Here is a 19468-nt window from a genome sequence, read left to right as displayed (position 1 = left end):
TTGCTGACAAATCCGACACTACCCGTTTTCGCGGCGGCGGGCAGGTCGGAAACGTCACCTCGTCGTGGCGGCGCGGAAAGGGTATGTGGCCGCTCGGCGCTCTATGCCCGGCGGTGCGGTCAGCGCAGCGCCTGCTCGAGGACCGTGAGGGCGAGGTGGTCCGCGGCCTCGGGATGTCCCATGGCGCGCGCCGCATCGGAAACCGTTGCGCGAGTGGACGGGTCGGTGAGGAGTTCGGTCAGCGCCGCGCTCAGGTTGGAGGCGGTGGCATCCTCGCCGACCAGTGCCCGGGCGGCATTGCGGTCGGCCAGGATTCGCGCATTGCGGATCTGCTCGCCGCCGACCGAATGCGGGTAGGGGATCAGGACGGCGGGCTTGCCGAGGGTGGTGAGTTCGGCGAGAGTGCCTGCGCCGGAACGGGATATGACCACATCGGCGAGGGCGAGCACATCCGGCAATTCCGGGCCGAGGAACTCGCGCACCAGGTAGCGGCCGCTCAGCTCGGCAGGTAGGTTCGCGGCCTGCTCGCGGACACGGTCATAGGACAACCGCCCGCATTGGTGAATCACATTGGCGGACTGGAGCAGCTCCGGCAGCAATTCCAGCACGAGGTCATTGATCTGCACCGCCCCCTGCGCCCCACCGGTGACGTACACGGTCGGCAGCTCAGGTGCGTACCCGTCCCACTCCAGCGCCTTCACCGCCGCACCGGCGTCACCACCGGCCAGCGTGGGCCGAATCGGATTCCCGGTGACGATCGCCCGCCCCCGCACCCCCTCCGGCAGCAATTCCACCGAAGCCTCGGAACTGAGCGCGATCCGGTCCGCCATCCGAGCCAGCAGCAGATTGGCCTTCCCGATCCCCGTCGTCTGCTCGTGGATCACCAGCGGCCGCCGCCGCAATGCCGCCGCCATCCCGATGGGCGCACACACATACCCACCCGTGCACAACACCGCATCAGGCCGGAACCGCCGCACGACGCCCTGTGCCTTCATCACGCTGCCGGGTATCCGCAAGGCGTCCCGCGCATTCTGCGCATTCACCATCCGCAACGGATTTCGATCGCGCCGCAACTTCCCTGCCTTGATCCCAGCGAACTCGATGTCATTCTCTCCTGCGACCCGCTGCTCGAGACTGTCCGGCACCCCCACCCACAACACCTCGGCCGTAGCCCCGACCCCCGCCGCCAGATCCCGCAAAGCCCGCACCGCAGCCACCGCCGGATACGTATGCCCACCGGTCCCGCCGCCCGCGACGATCACCCGAACCGACCCACGCTCCCCAACTCGTCGCAGAATCGAAGTGCGGTCAATCGCGGAACCTGACATGAACAAGCCTCCTGAAGTGCGAGTAGATGCATTCCGGCGCGCCCACGCGGCGCCCCACAACGCACGGCAAGGCTATCGCGCCCCACGCCCACACTGCCGGTGACAAAGCACCGCGCCGAATGCTGGAGTCGCCTGGCCGGGCGCAGCATCGGTGGCCAATCGATCCCTGAGACGGCCGGGGGCTACGGCGACTGCGCATCTGTGGAGTCGGAGGGCGGGGTGCACTGTCTGCGGCAATACGTCTCCCGCGATGGCCGGTGATGACGGCGGCATTGCCGTCGGCGGCAACGTTGTTCGGTGCGTGTCGGCCGCTTGTCACGCCATCCATCCGTATGTCCGGCCCGCGCGGTGGACGGCGGCGAGTTAGGTGGATGGCGGGGCGGGGCGGGGACTGGTCGGTTGGTGGGGGTTGCGGGGTGTTGGCGTGGCGCTAACTGGGCTTTACCATTGGTGTGACGCTGATCACGTCGCTGCGTGGATTTCTTTGTTCGGCCTGGCTCCCTCATTGCGTCTGGTTATCGCCGGTTGCTGTCACTGGAGGTTGGCATGAGTTCTTCGACGGCGGCTGGGTTCGGCACCGGGATGTCTTGGGAAGACCGGCGGGACATGGGGTTTGGCGGGTTGCCCGGGTTTCGGGCGGCGGGAATTCTGGCTCGGGCGCAGCGGCTGGTCGGGCCGTTGTTGCGGGAGGCGGTCGAGAGTGTGCCCGATGAGATCCGGGTGCCGATCGGATATCACTTCGGGTGGTGGGATGCCGATGGGGTTGCGGCGCTGGGGGAAACGGGAAAGGGGTTACGTCCGGCCCTGGTGCTGGCCGCGGCCGAGGCGGCGGGCGGTGAGGTGCCGGGGGCGGTGCATGCGGCGGCCGCGGTCGAGTTGGTGCACAACTTCACGCTGATTCATGACGACATCATGGATGGGGCGCAGGTGCGGCGGGGTCGGCCTACGGTGTGGTCGCTCTGGGGTGTCGATGATGCCGTGCTCGCGGGGGATGTGCTGCACAGCTTGGCCATTTGGACATTGGCGGGTGCGCCCGTGGCGGCCTTGGCCGGGATCGCCCGGCTGGAGGATTCCGTCATCGAGCTGTGCCTCGGGCAGCAGTACGACTGCGCCTTCGAGACGACCGCCGATGTGACGGTGGATGAGTGCCTGAAAGCGTTGCGGCACAAGGGCAGTGCATTGATGGGTTGTGCGTGCGCGCTGGGCGCGCTGTGCGCCGAGGCCCCGCCGGATGTGGTGGAGGAGCTGGACCACTTCGGCCGCGAGATCGGGGCGGCCTTCCAATTGATGGATGACGTGATGGGGATCTGGGGTGATCCGGCGCGCACCGGCAAGCCGGTCGGTAGTGATCTCTTGCAGCACAAGCGATCTCTGCCGATAGTGGCGGCCTTGCACTCGGCCACTCCGGAGGGCCGGGAGTTCGCGGAGCTGTACGAGTCGAATCAGCCCTTGGATGGCCCGGCCGTCGCGCATGCCGCCGACCTCATCGAGCGCGCGGGCGGAAAGGGCTGGGCGCAAGCCGAATCCGTGCGTCATGTGCGCGCCGCGAAATCCTGTCTTGCCGAATACGACGATGCCGGTGATCTTTTGGAGCTGGCGGACAGCGTCATTCACCGCGATCGCTGAGGTCATTCGTATCGCTCACTTCACTTTCCCATTCGGAATTAGCTGTAGACCTCCGAAATTAGCTGCCGCCGAAATGATTTCGACCGGCCGGTACCGCAAAGGGACTTTAGTAACCAATTCACCGGACGCCATTGCTCCAAATCAACTGGGCTGTCAGGATATCCCTGCATTCACGCCCAATTCCCAGGAGTTCGAGCATGACGACGGAGTTCATCGCCGAACCGGGTCGATTGCTGGCGCTCGGCCGGGAATCCGCCCGGGAATTGGTGCAGGAATTGGCGGAGGCCGCGGCCACCACCCGCACCGGCGTCCTGCGCGTGACCGGAGAACCGGGCGGCGATCTGCATATCGTGCACGGCCGCATAGTCACCGTCGACTCACCCGGCGCACCCGGTGTGCGCGGCCTGCTTTCGCGCCCCGGCCGCACTTCCACCGGCGCCGCCGATCTGCGCGTGGTCGCCATGATGGCGGCCCTCGACGGCCTGTTCGCCATCACCGTGGGCTGGATCGGCAGCTGCTTCTGGCAAGACCCACTCTCGGATAACACCGGCGAACCCGCACCGCAGGTCCCCGGCATCGATCCCGCCTGGCTACTGCTCGAAACCGAACGACGACTGCGCGCACTGGCCCACGGCCGGGTCTCCCCGCATCGAAATCACCTGGTGCTCACCGAAACCGGTCTCGCGCAGCTGGGCGTCTGCGGCACCGGGCTGCAGCAGGAGATCGCGCTGTGGGTGAACGGCCGTCGCAGCTGCCGCGATATCGCAATGCTGTTGAGCCGCAGCCTGTATGCGATCACCGTGGAGGTGGTCCGCATGCTGGACAACGATCTTCTGACCATCGCACCGCCCGAACCGGATCGCCCCCGCGAGCACGGCACCTCCACCCGCTCGATGCTGCCGCGTCGCCGTCGCGGCGCCAGCGGCATCAATGACACCATCCCGCCGCGTCCCGCGCAGCCGGTTTCTCGTGGATCTCAACGGACCGCCATTGTACGGAAATCAGAAAGGACACAATGAATTCAACCAGTCCGGCGGGGCCAGGTGGCAGCTTGACCGACCGAATCGGGGTGCTGGTCAAGGCGCTCCGATCCGAGGTGCCGGAATGCCTGGCGTCCGGCGCGATCGATATGTCCACCGGAATGCTGCTGGCGGTGGAAACCGTCGACAATCATCCGCAGGAGGTGCTCGACCTGCTGGCCGCGGCGACCCTCGACCTGTTCCAGGGCCGCAATGTCGTGATGATCGAAGACATTTGGAAGGAGCGGCGTGGAATCCGCTTGGACCGCCACTATTTCCAGGAAATTCTGGTCAATAGCGATAACCTGACACACCTTTTCATTCGCACCGAGAGCCGCGACGATGTAGTCATCGTGGTGGTGTGCCGGAAAACAGTGAATATCGGCATGCTTTTCGCGCAGGCCCGCCGAGTCTTGAAGGATATCGGCAGGCTCTGAGCGTCCAGAAATCGTCTACGGAATGCGCGCCACCGCGCCGAGCATGGATACGGCCTCCGCGCGGGGGTGCGGTCGCCACACGTCCGGCCGCCACGCGGTGACCGAGGTGACGCCCGGCGCCACCATGGTCAGTCCACTGAAGAACTTCGAGAATTCGGCGGTTGAGCGGAGCTGGAAGGGGACTCCGCTGCGCTGATTGGCCTCGCGGGTGCGGGCCACATCCTCATCTTCCAGATGGTCGTTGGTGGCATGGCTCATCACCAGGTAGCTGCCCGACGGCAGCGCGTCGCAGAGCGTGCGGACCAGCTCGTATGGGTGCTTGTCGTCGGTGATGAAATGCATGACCGCGACCAGCATGAGCGCCACCGGCTTGGTCAGGTCGAGGGTGGCGAGCAGGTCCGGGTGGGTGAGGATGCGCTCGGGTTCCAGCAGGTCGGCATCCAGGTAGGCGGTCTTGCCCTCGGGTGAGCTATTGAGCAGGTCGCGGGCGTGGACCAGCACGATGGGGTCATTGTCGACATAGACGATCCGCGATTCCGGGGCGATATCCTGCGCGATCTCGTGCACATTGCCCGCGGTCGGCAGGCCGGTGCCGATATCCAGGAATTGCCGGATGCCCGCCTCGGCGGCCAGATACGCGGTGACCCGGCGCAGAAAGTTCCGGTTCTCGACCGCGGCCATGCGCACCGTGGGGAAGGCCTCGGCCACCGCGTCCGCCGATTCGCGATCGGCGGGGAAATTGTCCTTGCCGCCCAGCCAATAGTCGTATCGGCGGGCCGGATGCGGTTTCGTGGTGTCCACACGCTCCGCCGCGGAATCCGAGTTCACAACGCCCCCAATCCTTCTCGACTAGTGTTTCACTATGTCAGCTCGAGTTGCGATTCGGTAGCGGCGCGGGGTCGCGGCCTGAACCAGCAACGTAACGCTTGGAAGGCTCTGTCATGCAGTTGCGCTATAGCCCGTTCGATTTCGACGTGCATGCCGATCCGTACGCCCACTATGCCAGGCTGCGCACGGAGGCTCCGGTCTACCGCAATGACACCGACGATTTCTACGCGCTGTCCCGGCATGCCGATGTGCTGGCCGCCCTGCGTGATTCCGAGCGTTTCTCCAGCGTGAACGGCATTCGCATGGAACCGGCATTCTGGGGGCCGCAGGCCGAGCGGTTCTTCTCCTTCGTCGCCATGGATCCGCCCAAGCACACCCGGCTGCGCGGGCTGGTCATGCGCGCGTTCACCGCGCACCGCGTGCAAGCCCTCGAACCGCGCCTGCGGGAAATCGCCCGCGGCCTGCTGGAGCCGCTGCTGGCCAAGGGCAGCTTCGACCTCATGGCCGATTTCGCGGGCCCGTTCCCGACCGAGGTGATCTCCGAACTGGTCGGCGTGCCCGAGGGCGATCGGGAAATGCTCCGCAAGCTCGGCATGGAGATCATGTACACCGAGGAGGAGTCCACCGATCTGCGGCCCGAGGCCATGCAGGCCATCGGTGCGCTGGTCGGCTACTACACCGAACTCACCATCGCGAAGGCCAAGAGCCCGCAGGAGGATCTGCTGTCCGGGCTGCTCGGCGCGGCCGACGGCGAGGACCGGCTCAGTCCCGAGGAGATCGTGGGCGTGCTGATTCTGCTGGTCGGCGCGGGCATCGAAACCAGCATGCTGACCTTCGGCAATGCGTGGCATGCGGCGTGGCTGCACCCGGAGCAGCGCAAGCAGGCCCTCGATGGGCGGATCGACGAGTGGATCGCCGAGGCCATGCGGTGGGATCCGTCCACGCAGACGCAGTTGCGCACCACCACCGAAGCGGTTGAACTGCATGGGGTGACGATTCCCTCCGGTGCGCGGATGCTGCTGCTGACCGGATCGGCCAATCGCGATCCGGAGGTGTTCGAGGATCCGGATACGTTCTCGCTGGACCGCGACACCGGTGCCTCGCTGACCTTCGGCAGCGGTCGTCATCACTGCCTGGGCTCGAATCTGGCGCTGCTGGAACTGCGAATCGCCTTGCAGGAGATCGCCGCCAAGGTCGCCGACTATGACATCGACCCCGCCGGGGCGAAGCGGATCCACTCCTCCAACAATCGCGGTTTCGCGAGTCTGCCCACCACCGTCACGCTGCGCTGAGTCGCCGCATCGCATCGTCAGGCCCCCGGCGCCGCCCATCTTTCGTAAGGAAGATTCGCCTGCGCGCCGGGGGCCTGCATTGTTCAAACAATGAGTGACAGCTGTCTCTTTTCTAGCCGCCCTGCATTGCCATAGCTTTGCTACGGTTGCCGCACTGTCGCTCCGCAATGCTGCCGGATCGTTGGGCGGCAGCTCTTTTGCGGTGCGCGGCAGCTGAAAGGACGGCGACAATGCTCGTGCCGGTTGCTGCCTGGGCGAGCCTGGTAGACCGTCGCCGGACCGCTGACGTGGACGAATTCATGCAGATAGTCGCGGAGCCACTGCCTTTGCGGCGCATGCCGCGCTCCCCGCGAATTCCACTGGCCCCCGCGCAGGAACGACTGTGGCATGCGGCGGCCGCCGGTTACTCAGCTGACTGGAATGTTGCTCGCGCGTTTCGAATTCGTGGCGCGGTGGTGAATATCGCCGCACTGCTGACCGCTTTGGATGATGTCGTGCGGCGGCACGCGCCGCTGCGCACCTGCTATCCGGCGACCTCGGACGGGCCGATCCAAGTGGTGCTCGATGCCGATGTGGCGCGGGTGGATGTGCGCGTGGTCGACAGCTTCGCGGGTGAACTCACCGACCGCATTGCCGAATTCAGCGCCGCCGCCTTCGATCTCGCGGTCGATATGCCGATCCGCGCGCGGGTGTACCGGCTCGGCGCCCGCGATGTGGTGCTGGCGCTGGTGGTGCATCACATCTCCCTCGACGGGCAATCCCTCGGCCCGCTCATGCGAGATCTGATGAGCGCGTACATGTCTCGCATTGCCGGGCGCGCGCCCGCCTTCGCCCCGCTGCCGGTCGACTACATCGACTACACGCTGTGGAAGCACGAATACCTGGGCCGATACGACGACCCGTGCAGCCGCGCCACCACTCAGCTCCGCTATTGGGCGAACAACCTGGTCGGCCGCCCCGCCCCCCTCGAACTTCCTTACGACAGAACGCCTTCCGCCGACACCACCGGCGACACCATCCCGCTGAACCTGACCCCCGCCCTGCACCGCGACCTGCTGGCCCGAGCCCGCCAGTCCAACACCAGCCTGTTCATGCTCCTGCAAACCGCCTTCGCGGTGAGCGTCGCCGCCTTCTCGAATTCCCCCGACGTCACGGTGGCCACCGCCGTCTCCGGCCGCGACGACCCCCACCTCGCCGACCTCGTAGGCAACCTCGCCGACGACGTCCTCATGCGCATCCGCCTCGACCGCGCCACGGACATGACCGACCTCCTCGACCAGGTCCGCCGAGTAGCCCTGGCCGCCTTCGCCAACCCCGACACCTCCAATCCCCGCCTGCAACGCTGCCTCCCCGCAGACCCCTGCCACCCCCTCTTCCAAGCAACCCTCATCCTCCAACGAGCCGACACCCCACCCCCAACCAATCCCTCGGCCGCCCTAGACATATCCGAAATCCCCACCGGCGTAATCCGAGCCAAGCACGACCTCGAATTCGGCCTCACCGAGCACTACGACCACACCGGCACCCCCACCGGCATAACCGGCCCCTTCCTCTACCCCACCTCCCGCTTCGACCGCCAAACCGCCGCCCGCTTCGTCGAAAACTTCACCACCACAGTCAAACTCATAGCCTCCGGCTACACCGGCCCCCTCGCGCCTCTCCTAACCCCCACCCCCCGCCGCCGCTCCCGCCGCCCCAGCCGTCCCCGCCCCACCACCTGCTAACCAAGATCAGGGAGCTCTCACGGCGGAATTCGGCCCCCAATCACGCCACCACAGCTCCTTGATCTTGAAAGCATCGCTGCCCCGGCGTCTGAGGCTCATGGCCACGACCCCCAGCTGAATGCTCATTACTTCGTGCAGCCATCAGGTGCCGCGCGACCGTCGGCCGGGGCGGATTCGAGTGCGTGGGCGTGTCCGCCGCGTGCATCAAGATCAGGGAGCGCTGGTGGCGGAATTCTGGCCCGGATCACGCCATGGCAGCTCCCTGATCTTGAAGCGCTGCGGGCTCGGGCTGGGTTGCTGGAGTCGAATGCGCGGGGCGCTGAGCTCGGTTCTCAACATCCTCTCAGCGTGGTTGTGCCAGGGTCAGAGTATGTTGTCCACTCCATCGCCGGCTGCCCATGAAGGGGACGAGCTGTCGGCTGACCTGCGGCCGGGGCCACCTGATCTTGCTATTACGGGGGTGTTGATCGCTCTGGTGCTGGCTGCCGCGGCGCTGGTGCTGACCAGTGTCGTGGTCTGGCATGGCGGGCCGATCGGGCCGGATGCAGGGTGGTTGCAGGCGTTTATCGATCGGCGCAGTGCGGGGTGGACTACTGCGGCGAAGACCGTCAGTGCGCTGGGGGATACGGGCACCATGGCGGGGGTTGCGAGCGTGGCTTGCGTGGTGCTGGTTTGGCGGCGGTTGTGGGAGCGGGCCGCGTTGGTGGCCATTGCCTCGGGTGGGGCGGGGGTGATTGTGGCTGTCGGGAAGCCGTTGACCGGGCGGGATCGGCCGCCGGTGGTCGATCATCTGGTGACCGAGACCAATCTGTCGTACCCGTCCGGGCATGCACTTGGTTCGACTGTCGTCATCGGAGTTCTGGTGGCGTTGATTGTGCCGCTATTGCGCATGGCCGCTCGGGTGGCGCTGGTTCTGGTGGCCGCGCTGTTCGTGGTCGCGGTCGGGGTGTCCCGTCTCTACCTGGGTGTGCATTGGCCCACCGATGTTCTTGCCGGATGGCTTATCGGCTGCTGTTGGCTGACCTTATGTCTCACCTTCCGGCCGTACCTGCGCTCGCTGCTCGCGCGGGTGACCGGCGGGCGAGCAGCGGGCGTCTAGGCGATCAGTTCGCGACCGCGTGTTCGATTCCGGCGCACCAGACTCGGGTGATCGCACGGGTGGCGGTGATGTCGGTGGTCGGGTCGGCGTCGAGTAGGACCAGGTCGGCGCGGAGGCCGGGGGCTATCGCACCGCGGTCGGTCAGGGCGAAGTGCCGGGCGGGGAGCGTCGTGGCCGCGTTGAGGGCTTCGACGGGCGAAAGTCCGGCTTGGACCAGGAGTTCCAGTTCGTGGTGCAGGCTTGCGCCGAATCGGGGCTGGAACGGGATGCCGGGGGTGGAATTGGCGTCGGTGCCCGCGAGGAGGGGGACACCGGCGGCGTGCAGGGCCCGAGCGGATGCCAGGGCGGCGTCGAAGGCCGGGGAATTCCCGGTGGCCTCGGCAATGCCTTCCATCATGGTCAGGGTGGGGATGGCGATGCGGGCCTCGGAAGCCACGCGGTCGATATCGTGCTGCGGCAGTGGGATTCCCAGCGGGACGTGGGTGATGAAGTCGACGCCCGCGTCCAGGGCCGTCGCGTATGCGCCGGGGGAGGCCGCATGTGCGATCACCACGAGATTGTGTGCATGTGCTTCGGCCACAACGGCTTTGGCGGTGGCCTCGTCGGGGCCGCCTTCGCCGGGGGCTTCCAGGACCAGTTTGAGGTAGTCCGAGCCGGAGGTGATCCGCTGTGCGACTGCGGCTTCGGCCTGCTCGGGGCCTCGGATGATCGCGATCTCGCCGAGTACCTGGGCGTGCAATCCGCCCGGTCCGATCACCGGCAGTCCGGCGCTGTGAATATCGGTGGTGCCGGACAGGTTTCGGAGCGAGGCCGCCAGCACGGGGGAGGAGGCCATATCGAAGGCGGTGGTCACGCCGTGCGCCGCCAGGAGGTCCGGCGTGTCCGAATCGTGCAGGTGCAGGTGGGAGTCGATGAGGCCGGGCAGCAGTATCGCGCCGCCGGTATCGACGCGCTGGGCTCCGGAGGCGTCGCTGCCGATGATCGAGCCGTCGATCACCACGGTGGTGGGTGAGGTGAGCTGTCGTCCGTCGAACACTCGGACATTGGTCAGGGCGGTCCGCGTGGAATCTGTGGTTGATGAGGTCACCCTCTCAGCTTCCTCGCATTCGCAAGCGAGGGTGAGCCTTTACCGCTGCCCGAGTCGATGGGTTCACTGGCCCCGGCGCGGCAGCAGTTTGCGCGAGACATGTTGGGTCATGGCGTCCGCGATGGGTGCGGCCGGGCGCGGCGGTGGCGGCGGCGCGCTGCGGGCATCGTGCGAAATGCGCATGAGCAGCGCCAGAATCATGTAGTTGGCCAGTAGCGAGGACCCGCCGTAGGACATGAACGGCGTGGTCAATCCGGTCAGCGGAATGAGTTTGGTGACGCCGCCGACCACCACGAACAGTTGCCAGCCGATGGAGAACGAGAGCCCGCCGCCGAGCAGTTTGCCGAATGCGTCGCGGGTGGTCATGGCGGCGCTGAATCCGCGCACGGTGAGGATCAGGAACAGCACCAGCACCCCGGCCAGGCCGATCAGCCCCATCTCCTCGCCGATGGTGGAAATAATGAAGTCGGTCTTGGCGAACGGCACATCCTGCGGGCGCCCGCTGCCTATGCCGGTGCCGACGATCCCGCCGGTGCCCATGCCGAACAGCGCCTGCGAAATCTGGTAGCCGGTCGTGTAATACGTGGCGAGCGGGTCCCGCCACACCTCCACGCGCACCCGGACGTGATCGAACAGTTGATAGGCGATGATCGCGCCCACACTGAACATGGCGAGGCCGATGAACAGCCAGGTCGCGCGACCCGTGGCGATGTACATCATGGCCAGCACGGTGCCGAACACCAGCAGTGAGAAGCCGAGGTTCTTCTCGTACACCAGCACCAGTACGGCGACGAAGGTGACCAGCAGCAGCGGTGCGAGATCGCGCAGCCGCGGGAAGGTCATGCCGAGCACCCGCTGGCCCGCACTGGTGAACAGTTCCCGATTGGCGACCAGGAAGGCCGCCACGAAGATAATCAGCAGCACCTTGGCGAACTCGCCGGGCTGAATCGAGAAGCCGCTGAGCAGAATCCAGCTTTTACCGCCATTGACCTCACTGAATCGCGAGGGCAGCAACGCCGGAATCAGCAGCGCCACCACCCCGGCCAATCCGCAGGTGTACCCGTAGTTCGCGGGCCGCGTGTGATCGCGCACCACCACCAGCACCGCGATGAAGAGCGCGAATCCCAGTCCCGTCCAGACCAGTTGGTGTGCGGCATCCGAAGACGGCACAGCCGCCCCCGAATTCGCCGCAATTGCCGCCTCCGCCCGATCCAGCCGATCGATGATCACCAGCCCGAGCCCGTTCAACAGCACCACACACGGCAGCAACACCGGATCGGCCGCAGCCGCCCACCGCCGCACCGCAAGATGCGTGACCAACACGAAGACCGCGAACACGCCCAATGCCCGAACCGCCCGGCCATCGAACCCACCACCAATCCCGGTGGTCATGGCCAAATAAGCGAAAGCCGTCAACCCCAACGCGCCCACGCACAAAAGCAATTCGGCATTACGCGGAACCCGGCCACCGGACCTGGCCTGGGGAGGAGGATGCCGAAATCCGCTCACACCGAACAGTATCCCGTGCAATAGCGGAGTGGGGGCCGGAAGCGCCCCTGTGATCCCAGTCGGCCGCACCGCCCCCGGTGACCAGACCCACACCCGCCACCACTCGCACTCAGACTCAGCCGAGCCCTCCGCCGATTTCCCGCCCGCCGCCCGTCAAAATCAGCCGAGCCTCCAGTGGATCCCCGCCCAGCATGCGGTGGCACAACAAGCTCGCCGACGAGCATGCAATGGCGGAGGGGCTACCTGGGGGTTTGCCTCCGCCATTGCATGCTCGTCTCTGGCCGGGATACAGGTGCCCATGGCGCACTGCCGGCGGGGCGAACGGTGGTGCAGGCGACGATGAATGCTGCGATACCCAGGCCGGTGATTGTGAACCAGGCGATCTGCGCCGGGGCGTGGAAGGCGGCTGCGGAGGACAGGGCGTCGTGGTGGGCTGCGATGATCGAGCCGATCACGGCGACGCCGAGGGCCTGGCCGATTTGGCGCGAGGTGGTCGCGATGGCGGAGGCTACGCCGGATTGGGCGGGCGGGAGGCCGGCAACGGCAATGGTGGTGATGGGTGTGTTGAGGAGTCCGACGCCCGCGCCGAGTAGTGCGTAACCGGTCAGCAGGAGGGGCTGGCCGCCGCTGTCGAAGGTGAAAGCGAGTAGCAGGGCCGCCGCGGTGACGATGATCGCTCCGAGCGTGAGGGCGCGGCGCGCGCCGTGCCGGGTGACGAGCCTGCCGGAGATCGGGCCGGAAACCACCAGGGCGAGCGCCATCGGCAGCAATTCCAGACCGGCCAGGGCGGGTCGGTCGCCGCGAACCTCTTGCAGGAAGAAGGTATTCAGGAACAGGAATCCGCCCATACCCGCGAACGCGCACACAGCGATCACGACCGCGCCGGTGAACTGGCTGGACCGGAAGGCCCGCAATTCGATCGCGGGATCAGTCCGGCGCGGTTCATACCAAGCCAGTCCGAGCGCACACGCCGCCGCGCCCACGAAGCAGCCCACCGTCACCACCGATCCCCAACCCCGGTGCGGCCCTTCGATAATGGCGAACACCAGCACACCGAGGAACCCGGCCAGCAGCAGCTGCCCGATCGGATCCATGCGTCGCGCCCGCGCCGCCTTCGATTCCGGCACATACCGAATGGTGAGGGCGAGCGCGATCATCGCGATCGGCACATTGATCCAGAACACGGATTCCCAGCCGAGCGAATCGACGAGCACCCCGCCCGCCACCGGCCCCGCCGCCATGCTGATTCCGGTGGTACCACTCCATACTCCGATGGCCCGCGTGCGTGCGGCCGTTTCGGTGAATACCGCCGCGATGATCGCCATGGCCACCGGATTGAGCATCGACCCGCCCACGGCCTGCATTATGCGAAACGCCACCAGCCACCCCAGCGAAGGCGCGAGACTGCAAGCCAGCGACCCAGCAGCGAACACTCCCAGCCCGATCTGGAACACCAGCTTGCGCCCCACCCGATCGGCAAGCGCCCCGGAGAACATCAGTAGACAAGCCAGCGTGACGCTGTAAGCAGCGACCGTCCACTGCGCTCCCGCAACGGAAGTGTGCAGTTCGCGGCCGATGGACGGCAGTGCCACATTGAGCGCGGTGGAGTCGAGATTCGACATGAGCACCGCGGTGCAGCAGATCGCAAGCACCAACCCGCGCCGGACGTCCGGAGCGGTACTGGCATCGCGCTGCGTGACAGGCATGATTTTCCGGAGCGTAGCAGCGCGATCAGCGGATTTCCGGCTATCTCAGCTCGGAGTGTTCTCCGCGAGACCTTCGGCGGGCATGAAGGGCGGGGTCGTGCGAATGCGCGAGTTGGCTGAGAGGTGAAAGCGGGTGCGGTAGCGAAGTAGGAGCCAGAGCAGGATCGCTTCGGCGAGGGCGGTGAAGACGGTCAGGAATTGGCTGAAGTAGCTGGCGAAGACATTGACCACGGTGAGGGAGACGATGTTCGACCAGATGCCCAGGCGGACACCGATTTCGGTGCGACCGCGCAGCCAGAGGACCGCACCTACCGCGCAGCCAATGCCTACCGCGACTTCGGCTACGGCGGCAATTCCCAAACCCACCAGGGCTTTCCAGCCGTGGTTCTGGGTGACGTCGAGGAAATGGGTCAGTTCCTCCCAAGGGGCGTGCCAGCCGGCCAAGACGATGACGGCCAGCACCAGCCGCAGCAGCGTCCAGACGGCATGGCCCAGCAGGACCACGATCAGAATCATGGCCAGCAGATGCTTTGGGAGCAGGGCGTTTTCGATTCGCGCACTCGTGCGGCGGAGGCGGCCGGAGATCGAGGGTTCGGCGTCTTCGTGGGTGGTTCGCACGTACTCGGTCAGGGCCTCGCACAGCTGGACGGCATCAGGGGTAAATGTGCTCCGATCTATTCGGCCGAGCTTGTCCAGCAAGGTGTTTCGCCGCTCCATGCTGATCGGCCCGCCGATACTCATGCCGACCTGCTCGGTGATATCGGCCAAGTTCAGCACCGGTGTCCGGCATCGGCTTCGGCGGCTCGCGGCATAGCGCGCCGTCAGCACGATCAGCAGGAATGCCAGGTAGATGATGGGCGCGGCGAGGGGGAAGAAGTAGTTATTGTCCGCCGTGATGAACTTGCCGACCTCGTCTATGAACAGCCCCAACCCGATGCCCGACAGCACCGCGGCGACGGTCGGCGCGGCTCGCCCCGCGAACAGGAACATGACCAGAATGGCGATCACCAGCAGCAACCCGCCGAACAGCGCATGCGCGATGTGATAGGTGCTGCCGCCGATCTTGGGATATCCGGCGGCCATGAGATACAGCCTGGTGATCACCACCGTCAATCCGAAGCAGACGGCCATGACCGTCACCAATCGCCCCGCACCGGGACGCCACCTCATCCCTGCCACCTGCGCGCCGAACACGTTTTCCACCGTGGCATAGAACCGGTGCCGCCGCCCACCGAACCGAGTGAGCGGCTGCCTCGTGGAACGGGGACAGCGTGCCGAGGAGTCGAGGTCACGATGAGTGCCGAACATGTTGGACGCCGGGAGGTCGTTGTCACGGCGGGGGTGGTGATGGTCGCCGCGGCCTGCACGAATTCGCAGCGGACCGCCGCGCCCACCACCGGTGTCACGTCGACCGGCGGGTCGTCCACGACAAGCGCGGCACCGACCACCACGAGCGAATCCCCGCCTCCCACCACGGAAGCGCCGCCTCCCGAAGCGGGCCCCGCGCCGATCAATGGCACCGTGCTCGGCCAGGCCTCGGCCATCCCGGTCGGTTCCGGAGCGATTCTCGGGGACACGGTGGTCACTCAGCCGAGCGCGGGCACCTACCTGGCCTTCTCCTCGGTGTGCACCCATCAGGGGTGTGCGGTGAACTCCCTGTCCGGCGGGACGATCAATTGCCCGTGTCACGGCAGTCGTTTCGCTCTCGACGGGTCCGTGGTGTCGGGTCCGGCGACCCGTTCCCTGGTGGCGCGGGAGGTGAGCGTGCAGGACGGTCAGTTGGTGGCCGGTCCGCCGCCCGCCGTTCCGGTCGCACCCGCGTCCGAGGAGCCGCAGGCGGAAGCTCCCGCGCCGCAGATCACCGAGCAGGGAGCCCCCGAGAACGCGCTTGCCCGCACTTCCGATGTCCCGGTCGGCTCGGGGCTGATTGTCGGCAATACCGTTGTCACTCAGCCCAACTCGGGAAACTTCGTCGGGCTATCGGTGGTCTGCACACACCTGGGCTGCGCCGTGAATGACATCTCGGGCGGGACGATCAACTGCCCGTGTCACGGCAGTAAGTTCAATCTCGATGGTTCGGTCGCGGCAGGCCCCGCCACCCGCTCTCTCGATTCTCGTGAGGTGACCGTCCAGGGCGATTGGGTCGTGTCCGGTGCGGGCAGCCCCGATGAACCCATTCCCGCACCGAAACCGTGGTGGTGCGAGATCGTCCCGGCCGGATGTTTTGGCTGCTGAGAGATTTCACGACAGTTTGAAGACGCGCGGCGATCCCAGCGAAGGTGTGGGGATCGGCGATCGGGCGGGCGGGGAGTCCGGGGCGGCGGATGCTGGCACGACGGTATGGGCCTTCCGGTGCGAGGGTCGATCAACGCCAGAACTGCCAGCGGGGCTGCGGCTTCCGGGCGGCGGATCGCAGTGGCTTCAGGCGGGGTGCGGCCGCCGCGAGTGGGTCCAGGACCAGCAGGACGGCCACCCGCTCGGGTAGGTCGAGGCGGGTGCGCAGCCACGGCCAGCCGCCGCCGAGCACGGTGGCCAGCTCCTCATGGCTGAGGCCCAGTGCCGCCACCGCGCGCAGCAGGACCAGCGGCTCGGTATCGGGGTGTTGCGCGCACGCGGTGACGAGGGCGGGTACCCGATCGCGCGGTGCATTGCCGAACACTCGCAGCATCACCGAAGCGCCGCCGGGCGATTGCGAGGTGTCGGCCATGCAGGCTGCGACGAACTCGATATCGGAAGCGATTGCCGCGCTGAGTATTTCGTGCGTCTCCTCGATGACGCCGGGATCGTCGAAGGCGACCCGCAGGATGCCGGATATCTCGCCGCGAACCTGGTTTTCCTTGCGCTTGAGCCGGGGTAGGCGGAATCCGCGTCGTTCCGCGTCCGTGGGGAGCTGATCCGCCCCTGCGGCGCTCAGCACCACCATGGCTTCGACCGGTTCCGGCAGGCCCAGGAAGCCGCGCAGTGTGGACCATGCGGGATGCAGGGCGGCGGCGAGTTCGGCCGGTTCGGAGCGGGTGATGGTGACGGCCCGGACCAGCTCGGCTGCGCCGACCGCCGGATAGCGCGCGCATTCCAGAATGAGATTGGGCAGCCGGTCATTCGGCGTGCAGGCCATGAGTTGTTCGAGGACATAGCGGTCCCGGCTGGTGCAGGACACATTCACGATGAGCTGCGCGACGATCGGCAGATTGGTGTACATGGCGGTGTGCAGCACGTGACTGCTGCCGGGGTGCACGGCCGGGTCATTGACCTCGGCCAGGATGGTTTCGTACACGAGCTGCCGATCCCGCGATTGGATCGCGAAGTCACGCAGCGTGCGATGGCGGGTCAAGCGGGCGACGACATGTTCGCGCTTATCGGGATCGGCTGTCTCCCATTCTTTTTGGATGCGCGGCCAAACGGCCTTCGCATCGCTCACCGACAATGGCCCGGAATCGATGCGCTGCCAGGCCGAGGCCGATACGACTTCGCTGAGGTCGAAGCCCAGCTGTCCCGCTACCTGGCTGGCGCGGGCCTGGCCTCTATCGCCGGACTTGACGTGCTCGATGAGCGCCTGCTCGAAGGCCGCGCGAATATCCGGACTGTGGTTGATCCTGGCCAGTGCCTTTGTCACGCTCGGCTTTTCGAGCGCGAGCCCGATGGCGCGGCGGGCCACCACGCCGTCGGCGAACCATTCCGGGCTCAGCTCCGGATCGGTGAGCACCCGTGCGAGCTGGGTGTCGTCCAGCAGTGCGGGTTCCATGGTGCGCAGATGCCGCTGGTAGAGCCAGTCCCGAATCTCCTGCACGCTGCTGAGGGATTCCGGCAGCGCCACACCGGCTTTGCGATTGCCGACAATGGCGCGGCCCAGGCTCAGCGTGCCGTCCGCCGGATCGTCGGCGGTGCCTGCGGGGGTGATGACGCGGCGGTCGCCGGGCGGTTCGGCATTCGCGCCGAGCACGGCGGCAATGGCGGGTATATCCGGCGTCTGCTGGGCGTAGGTGGAGAAGGTCAACTGCCGCAGAACATTCCGGGGCAGGATGCCGTAGAGCGCGCGCAGCATGGTGACGGCATCATCGGCATTGTGGACGTGCAGTGCGAGGGCCGGGCCCTGGCCGGTGAGAAAGGCGAGGGTGCCGCCGATCAGCTCGGGGAGCCACGGTTCGTCGAGCAGCGCGGTGGCGTAGACGTCATGGTCGACGTCGGGTGTGGGTGCGGCGGGTTCCCACTGGTCGGTCGGCGTCGTCGAGCCGTTCAGCGTGGTGCGGAAGCCACCGGAGGCATAGAGCCCCAAGGTCGTTGCGCCATCCAGGACGCCCGGATCGCCCGCGATCAGATGGGTGATGCAGGTGCCCGGGCGCGCGCTGGACGGGGTCTTGAGGCTCGCGATGGCCACACCCCGGGCATGGGTGAACTCCAGCGCGTACACCTCACCGGTGGCGGGCAGCCCATCTCCCGGCATGGTGACCAGCGGCCCCAGCTCGCGCGCCGTGGAACCCACTGCGGCAGGCCAGTTTCCGGAGCGCGCGACCACTCCGACACCGGTGCCGGAGTCCTCGAGATTGACCATGGCCCAGCCGCACAGCAGCTGTGGGAACTCGGTCATCGGTCGACCCATAGTTCTTCGATCTGATTCAGCATGTACAGCATCGGATCCACCGCGCCATACGGTTTGAACACGGGATAGGAGTTGTCGCCGCGCTTGCTGCACCCGACCGCCGACACCGGGAAGTAGCGATTGCGCGGGAACTGGATGAGCATGGTGTTGTCGATGCCCGGAAAGAGCTGGCGCACCAGGCTTCTCGTGGCATCGGAGCGGTAGTCGATCTGGCCCCGGTGGTACAGGTTGCCGGAGCCATTGGTGGGCAGCGGGTTCTCCGCCCAATTCGCCGGGGGCGCAACGATACTCACCTCGGGCATATTGAGCAGCGAGAGCAGATCGGACTTGGCGATGATGGTCGAGACATTCAGGCGCGGCGGTTCGATCGGCAGGTCGATCGGGTAGTTATTGGCGGCCCGCCACAGCTTGGCGATCTGATCGATCATGGTGTTGGTGCGGCCGATGGTCTGCGAATGCTCGACATCATTGCGCAGGCTTTCGGCATCGGCGGCGTTCGCGTGGTCGCGCATGACCGCGAGGTACTGCTTGTTCAGTGTGGAAGGCACCACGAACCACAGGAAGTCGGCCACCGCGAGATGCGGGCTGACCTGCGCGGCGGTCTTGCCGTCCGCCACATCCTCGCCCGCCACGTCGACGAAGGCGAGGTTCACCGTGCGCCGGGTGTAGATCGAGGACACCTTCACCAGGAGCGGCGTGCGCTGCTCGAGGCCGCTCCACGGATGGGTCGGCTTGGGCGGTTGCGGCCGCCGCTGCGTCTGGTTCTGCGTGACTCCAGGGCTGATGGCATCCATCTTCTGCAACTGCCCGCCGGTGAACTGGCGCTTCTCGGTGGCGCCGATGGCCTGCCGGTTGATGAGCTGATTCTCCAGTGCCGCCCACTGTTTCACCGATTTGCGGGACGGGATAATGGACCAGTCCTGGCACATGACCGGATCATTCATCATGGAGTAGATCATCGAGACGATGAGATGGGTTTTGGACGAGGCGGATTCGCCGACGAAGCCGATCACCTTGGTCGGGTAGTCGAGGGTCTCCTCATCCAATTCGCAGCCGTTCGGGCAGCGCTGATTCAGTCGCGCGCTGTAGCCGCCGATATTGGAGGCGACATCGCCATTGGACTGGCGGACCACCCAGATCCAGGATTTGCTGGCGCGGTCGAATTTGCATTCGGACAGGCAGTTCAGGCAGATGGTACGCAATGCGGGAAACCTCG

The 19468-nt window shown here is 66.4% G+C and carries 15 protein-coding genes; 7 read left to right on the top strand and 8 right to left on the bottom strand.

The window, feature by feature from the left end:
- Positions 1 to 119: 119 nt before the first annotated feature.
- Positions 120 to 1328 carry a UDP-N-acetylglucosamine--N-acetylmuramyl-(pentapeptide) pyrophosphoryl-undecaprenol N-acetylglucosamine transferase gene (locus tag AB0N05_RS16030; protein WP_364693634.1) on the bottom strand — a complete coding sequence of 403 codons (1209 nt, stop codon included), beginning with the start codon at positions 1326 to 1328 and terminating at the stop codon, positions 120 to 122.
- Positions 1329 to 1874: 546 nt separating this feature from the next.
- On the opposite strand from AB0N05_RS16030, the gene AB0N05_RS16025 reads away from it, so the two are divergent.
- The 3 genes from AB0N05_RS16025 to AB0N05_RS16015 all read left to right on the top strand — a co-directional run bounded on the left by AB0N05_RS16025 (position 1875) and on the right by AB0N05_RS16015 (position 4410).
- Positions 1875 to 2954 carry a polyprenyl synthetase family protein gene (locus AB0N05_RS16025; RefSeq protein ID WP_364693631.1) on the top strand — a complete coding sequence of 360 codons (1080 nt, stop codon included), beginning with the start codon at positions 1875 to 1877 and terminating at the stop codon, positions 2952 to 2954.
- Between the two features lie 197 nt (positions 2955 to 3151).
- The gene (locus AB0N05_RS16020) at positions 3152 to 3973 is read left to right on the top strand and encodes a hypothetical protein (protein ID WP_364693628.1); all 822 of its coding nucleotides are present in this window, start codon (positions 3152 to 3154) and stop codon (positions 3971 to 3973) included.
- A gap of 32 nt (positions 3974 to 4005) precedes the next feature.
- Complete coding sequence (locus tag AB0N05_RS16015; protein ID WP_364693626.1) at positions 4006 to 4410, top strand: hypothetical protein; 405 nt, start codon at positions 4006 to 4008, stop codon at positions 4408 to 4410.
- 15 nt (positions 4411 to 4425) lie between these two features.
- Here the strand turns inward: AB0N05_RS16015 and AB0N05_RS16010 are convergent, their stop codons facing one another.
- Positions 4426 to 5238, bottom strand: a complete 813-nt coding sequence (locus tag AB0N05_RS16010; protein ID WP_364693623.1) for an SAM-dependent methyltransferase — start codon at positions 5236 to 5238, stop codon at positions 4426 to 4428.
- A 113-nt stretch (positions 5239 to 5351) separates the two neighbouring features.
- Between AB0N05_RS16010 and AB0N05_RS16005 the strand changes: the two genes are divergently transcribed.
- From AB0N05_RS16005 to AB0N05_RS15995, 3 genes are all read left to right on the top strand, one after another.
- Positions 5352 to 6530, top strand: coding sequence for a cytochrome P450 (locus AB0N05_RS16005; RefSeq protein WP_364693620.1), 1179 nt, complete (start codon positions 5352 to 5354; stop codon positions 6528 to 6530).
- Positions 6531 to 6760: 230 nt separating this feature from the next.
- The gene (locus tag AB0N05_RS16000; RefSeq protein ID WP_364693618.1) at positions 6761 to 8254 is read left to right on the top strand and encodes a condensation domain-containing protein; all 1494 of its coding nucleotides are present in this window, start codon (positions 6761 to 6763) and stop codon (positions 8252 to 8254) included.
- A 460-nt stretch (positions 8255 to 8714) separates the two neighbouring features.
- On the top strand, positions 8715 to 9353 hold the full coding sequence (locus AB0N05_RS15995) for a phosphatase PAP2 family protein (protein WP_364693615.1): 639 nt from the start codon (positions 8715 to 8717) through the stop codon (positions 9351 to 9353).
- A gap of 4 nt (positions 9354 to 9357) precedes the next feature.
- Here the strand turns inward: AB0N05_RS15995 and AB0N05_RS15990 are convergent, their stop codons facing one another.
- The 4 genes from AB0N05_RS15990 to AB0N05_RS15975 form a co-directional block, all read right to left on the bottom strand.
- A complete protein-coding gene (locus tag AB0N05_RS15990) occupies positions 9358 to 10440 on the bottom strand; it encodes an amidohydrolase family protein (RefSeq protein WP_364693612.1) in 1083 nt (360 codons plus the stop codon).
- Between the two features lie 63 nt (positions 10441 to 10503).
- Complete coding sequence (locus AB0N05_RS15985; RefSeq protein ID WP_364693609.1) at positions 10504 to 11949, bottom strand: FtsW/RodA/SpoVE family cell cycle protein; 1446 nt, start codon at positions 11947 to 11949, stop codon at positions 10504 to 10506.
- A 239-nt stretch (positions 11950 to 12188) separates the two neighbouring features.
- On the bottom strand, positions 12189 to 13655 hold the full coding sequence (locus tag AB0N05_RS15980; RefSeq protein ID WP_364693606.1) for an MFS transporter: 1467 nt from the start codon (positions 13653 to 13655) through the stop codon (positions 12189 to 12191).
- A 45-nt stretch (positions 13656 to 13700) separates the two neighbouring features.
- On the bottom strand, positions 13701 to 14825 hold the full coding sequence (locus tag AB0N05_RS15975) for a hypothetical protein (RefSeq protein ID WP_364693603.1): 1125 nt from the start codon (positions 14823 to 14825) through the stop codon (positions 13701 to 13703).
- A 123-nt stretch (positions 14826 to 14948) separates the two neighbouring features.
- Between AB0N05_RS15975 and AB0N05_RS15970 the strand changes: the two genes are divergently transcribed.
- Positions 14949 to 15890, top strand: a complete 942-nt coding sequence (locus tag AB0N05_RS15970; RefSeq protein WP_364693600.1) for a Rieske (2Fe-2S) protein — start codon at positions 14949 to 14951, stop codon at positions 15888 to 15890.
- A gap of 130 nt (positions 15891 to 16020) precedes the next feature.
- Here the strand turns inward: AB0N05_RS15970 and AB0N05_RS15965 are convergent, their stop codons facing one another.
- Together AB0N05_RS15965 and AB0N05_RS15960 are read right to left on the bottom strand one after the other, a co-directional pair.
- Positions 16021 to 18240, bottom strand: coding sequence for a hypothetical protein (locus AB0N05_RS15965; RefSeq protein WP_364693597.1), 2220 nt, complete (start codon positions 18238 to 18240; stop codon positions 16021 to 16023).
- A complete protein-coding gene (locus tag AB0N05_RS15960) occupies positions 18237 to 19454 on the bottom strand; it encodes a hypothetical protein (protein WP_364693594.1) in 1218 nt (405 codons plus the stop codon). Before AB0N05_RS15960 ends, AB0N05_RS15965 begins: the two co-directional genes overlap by 4 nt.
- Positions 19455 to 19468 lie beyond the last annotated feature (14 nt).

Source organism: Nocardia sp. NPDC051030 (genome assembly GCF_040683015.1).
In the GTDB taxonomy this organism is placed as follows: Bacteria; Actinomycetota; Actinomycetes; order Mycobacteriales; family Mycobacteriaceae; genus Nocardia.
The sequence above is the reverse complement of the archived record's forward strand: the minus strand, read 5'-3'. Positions and strand labels throughout refer to the sequence as shown.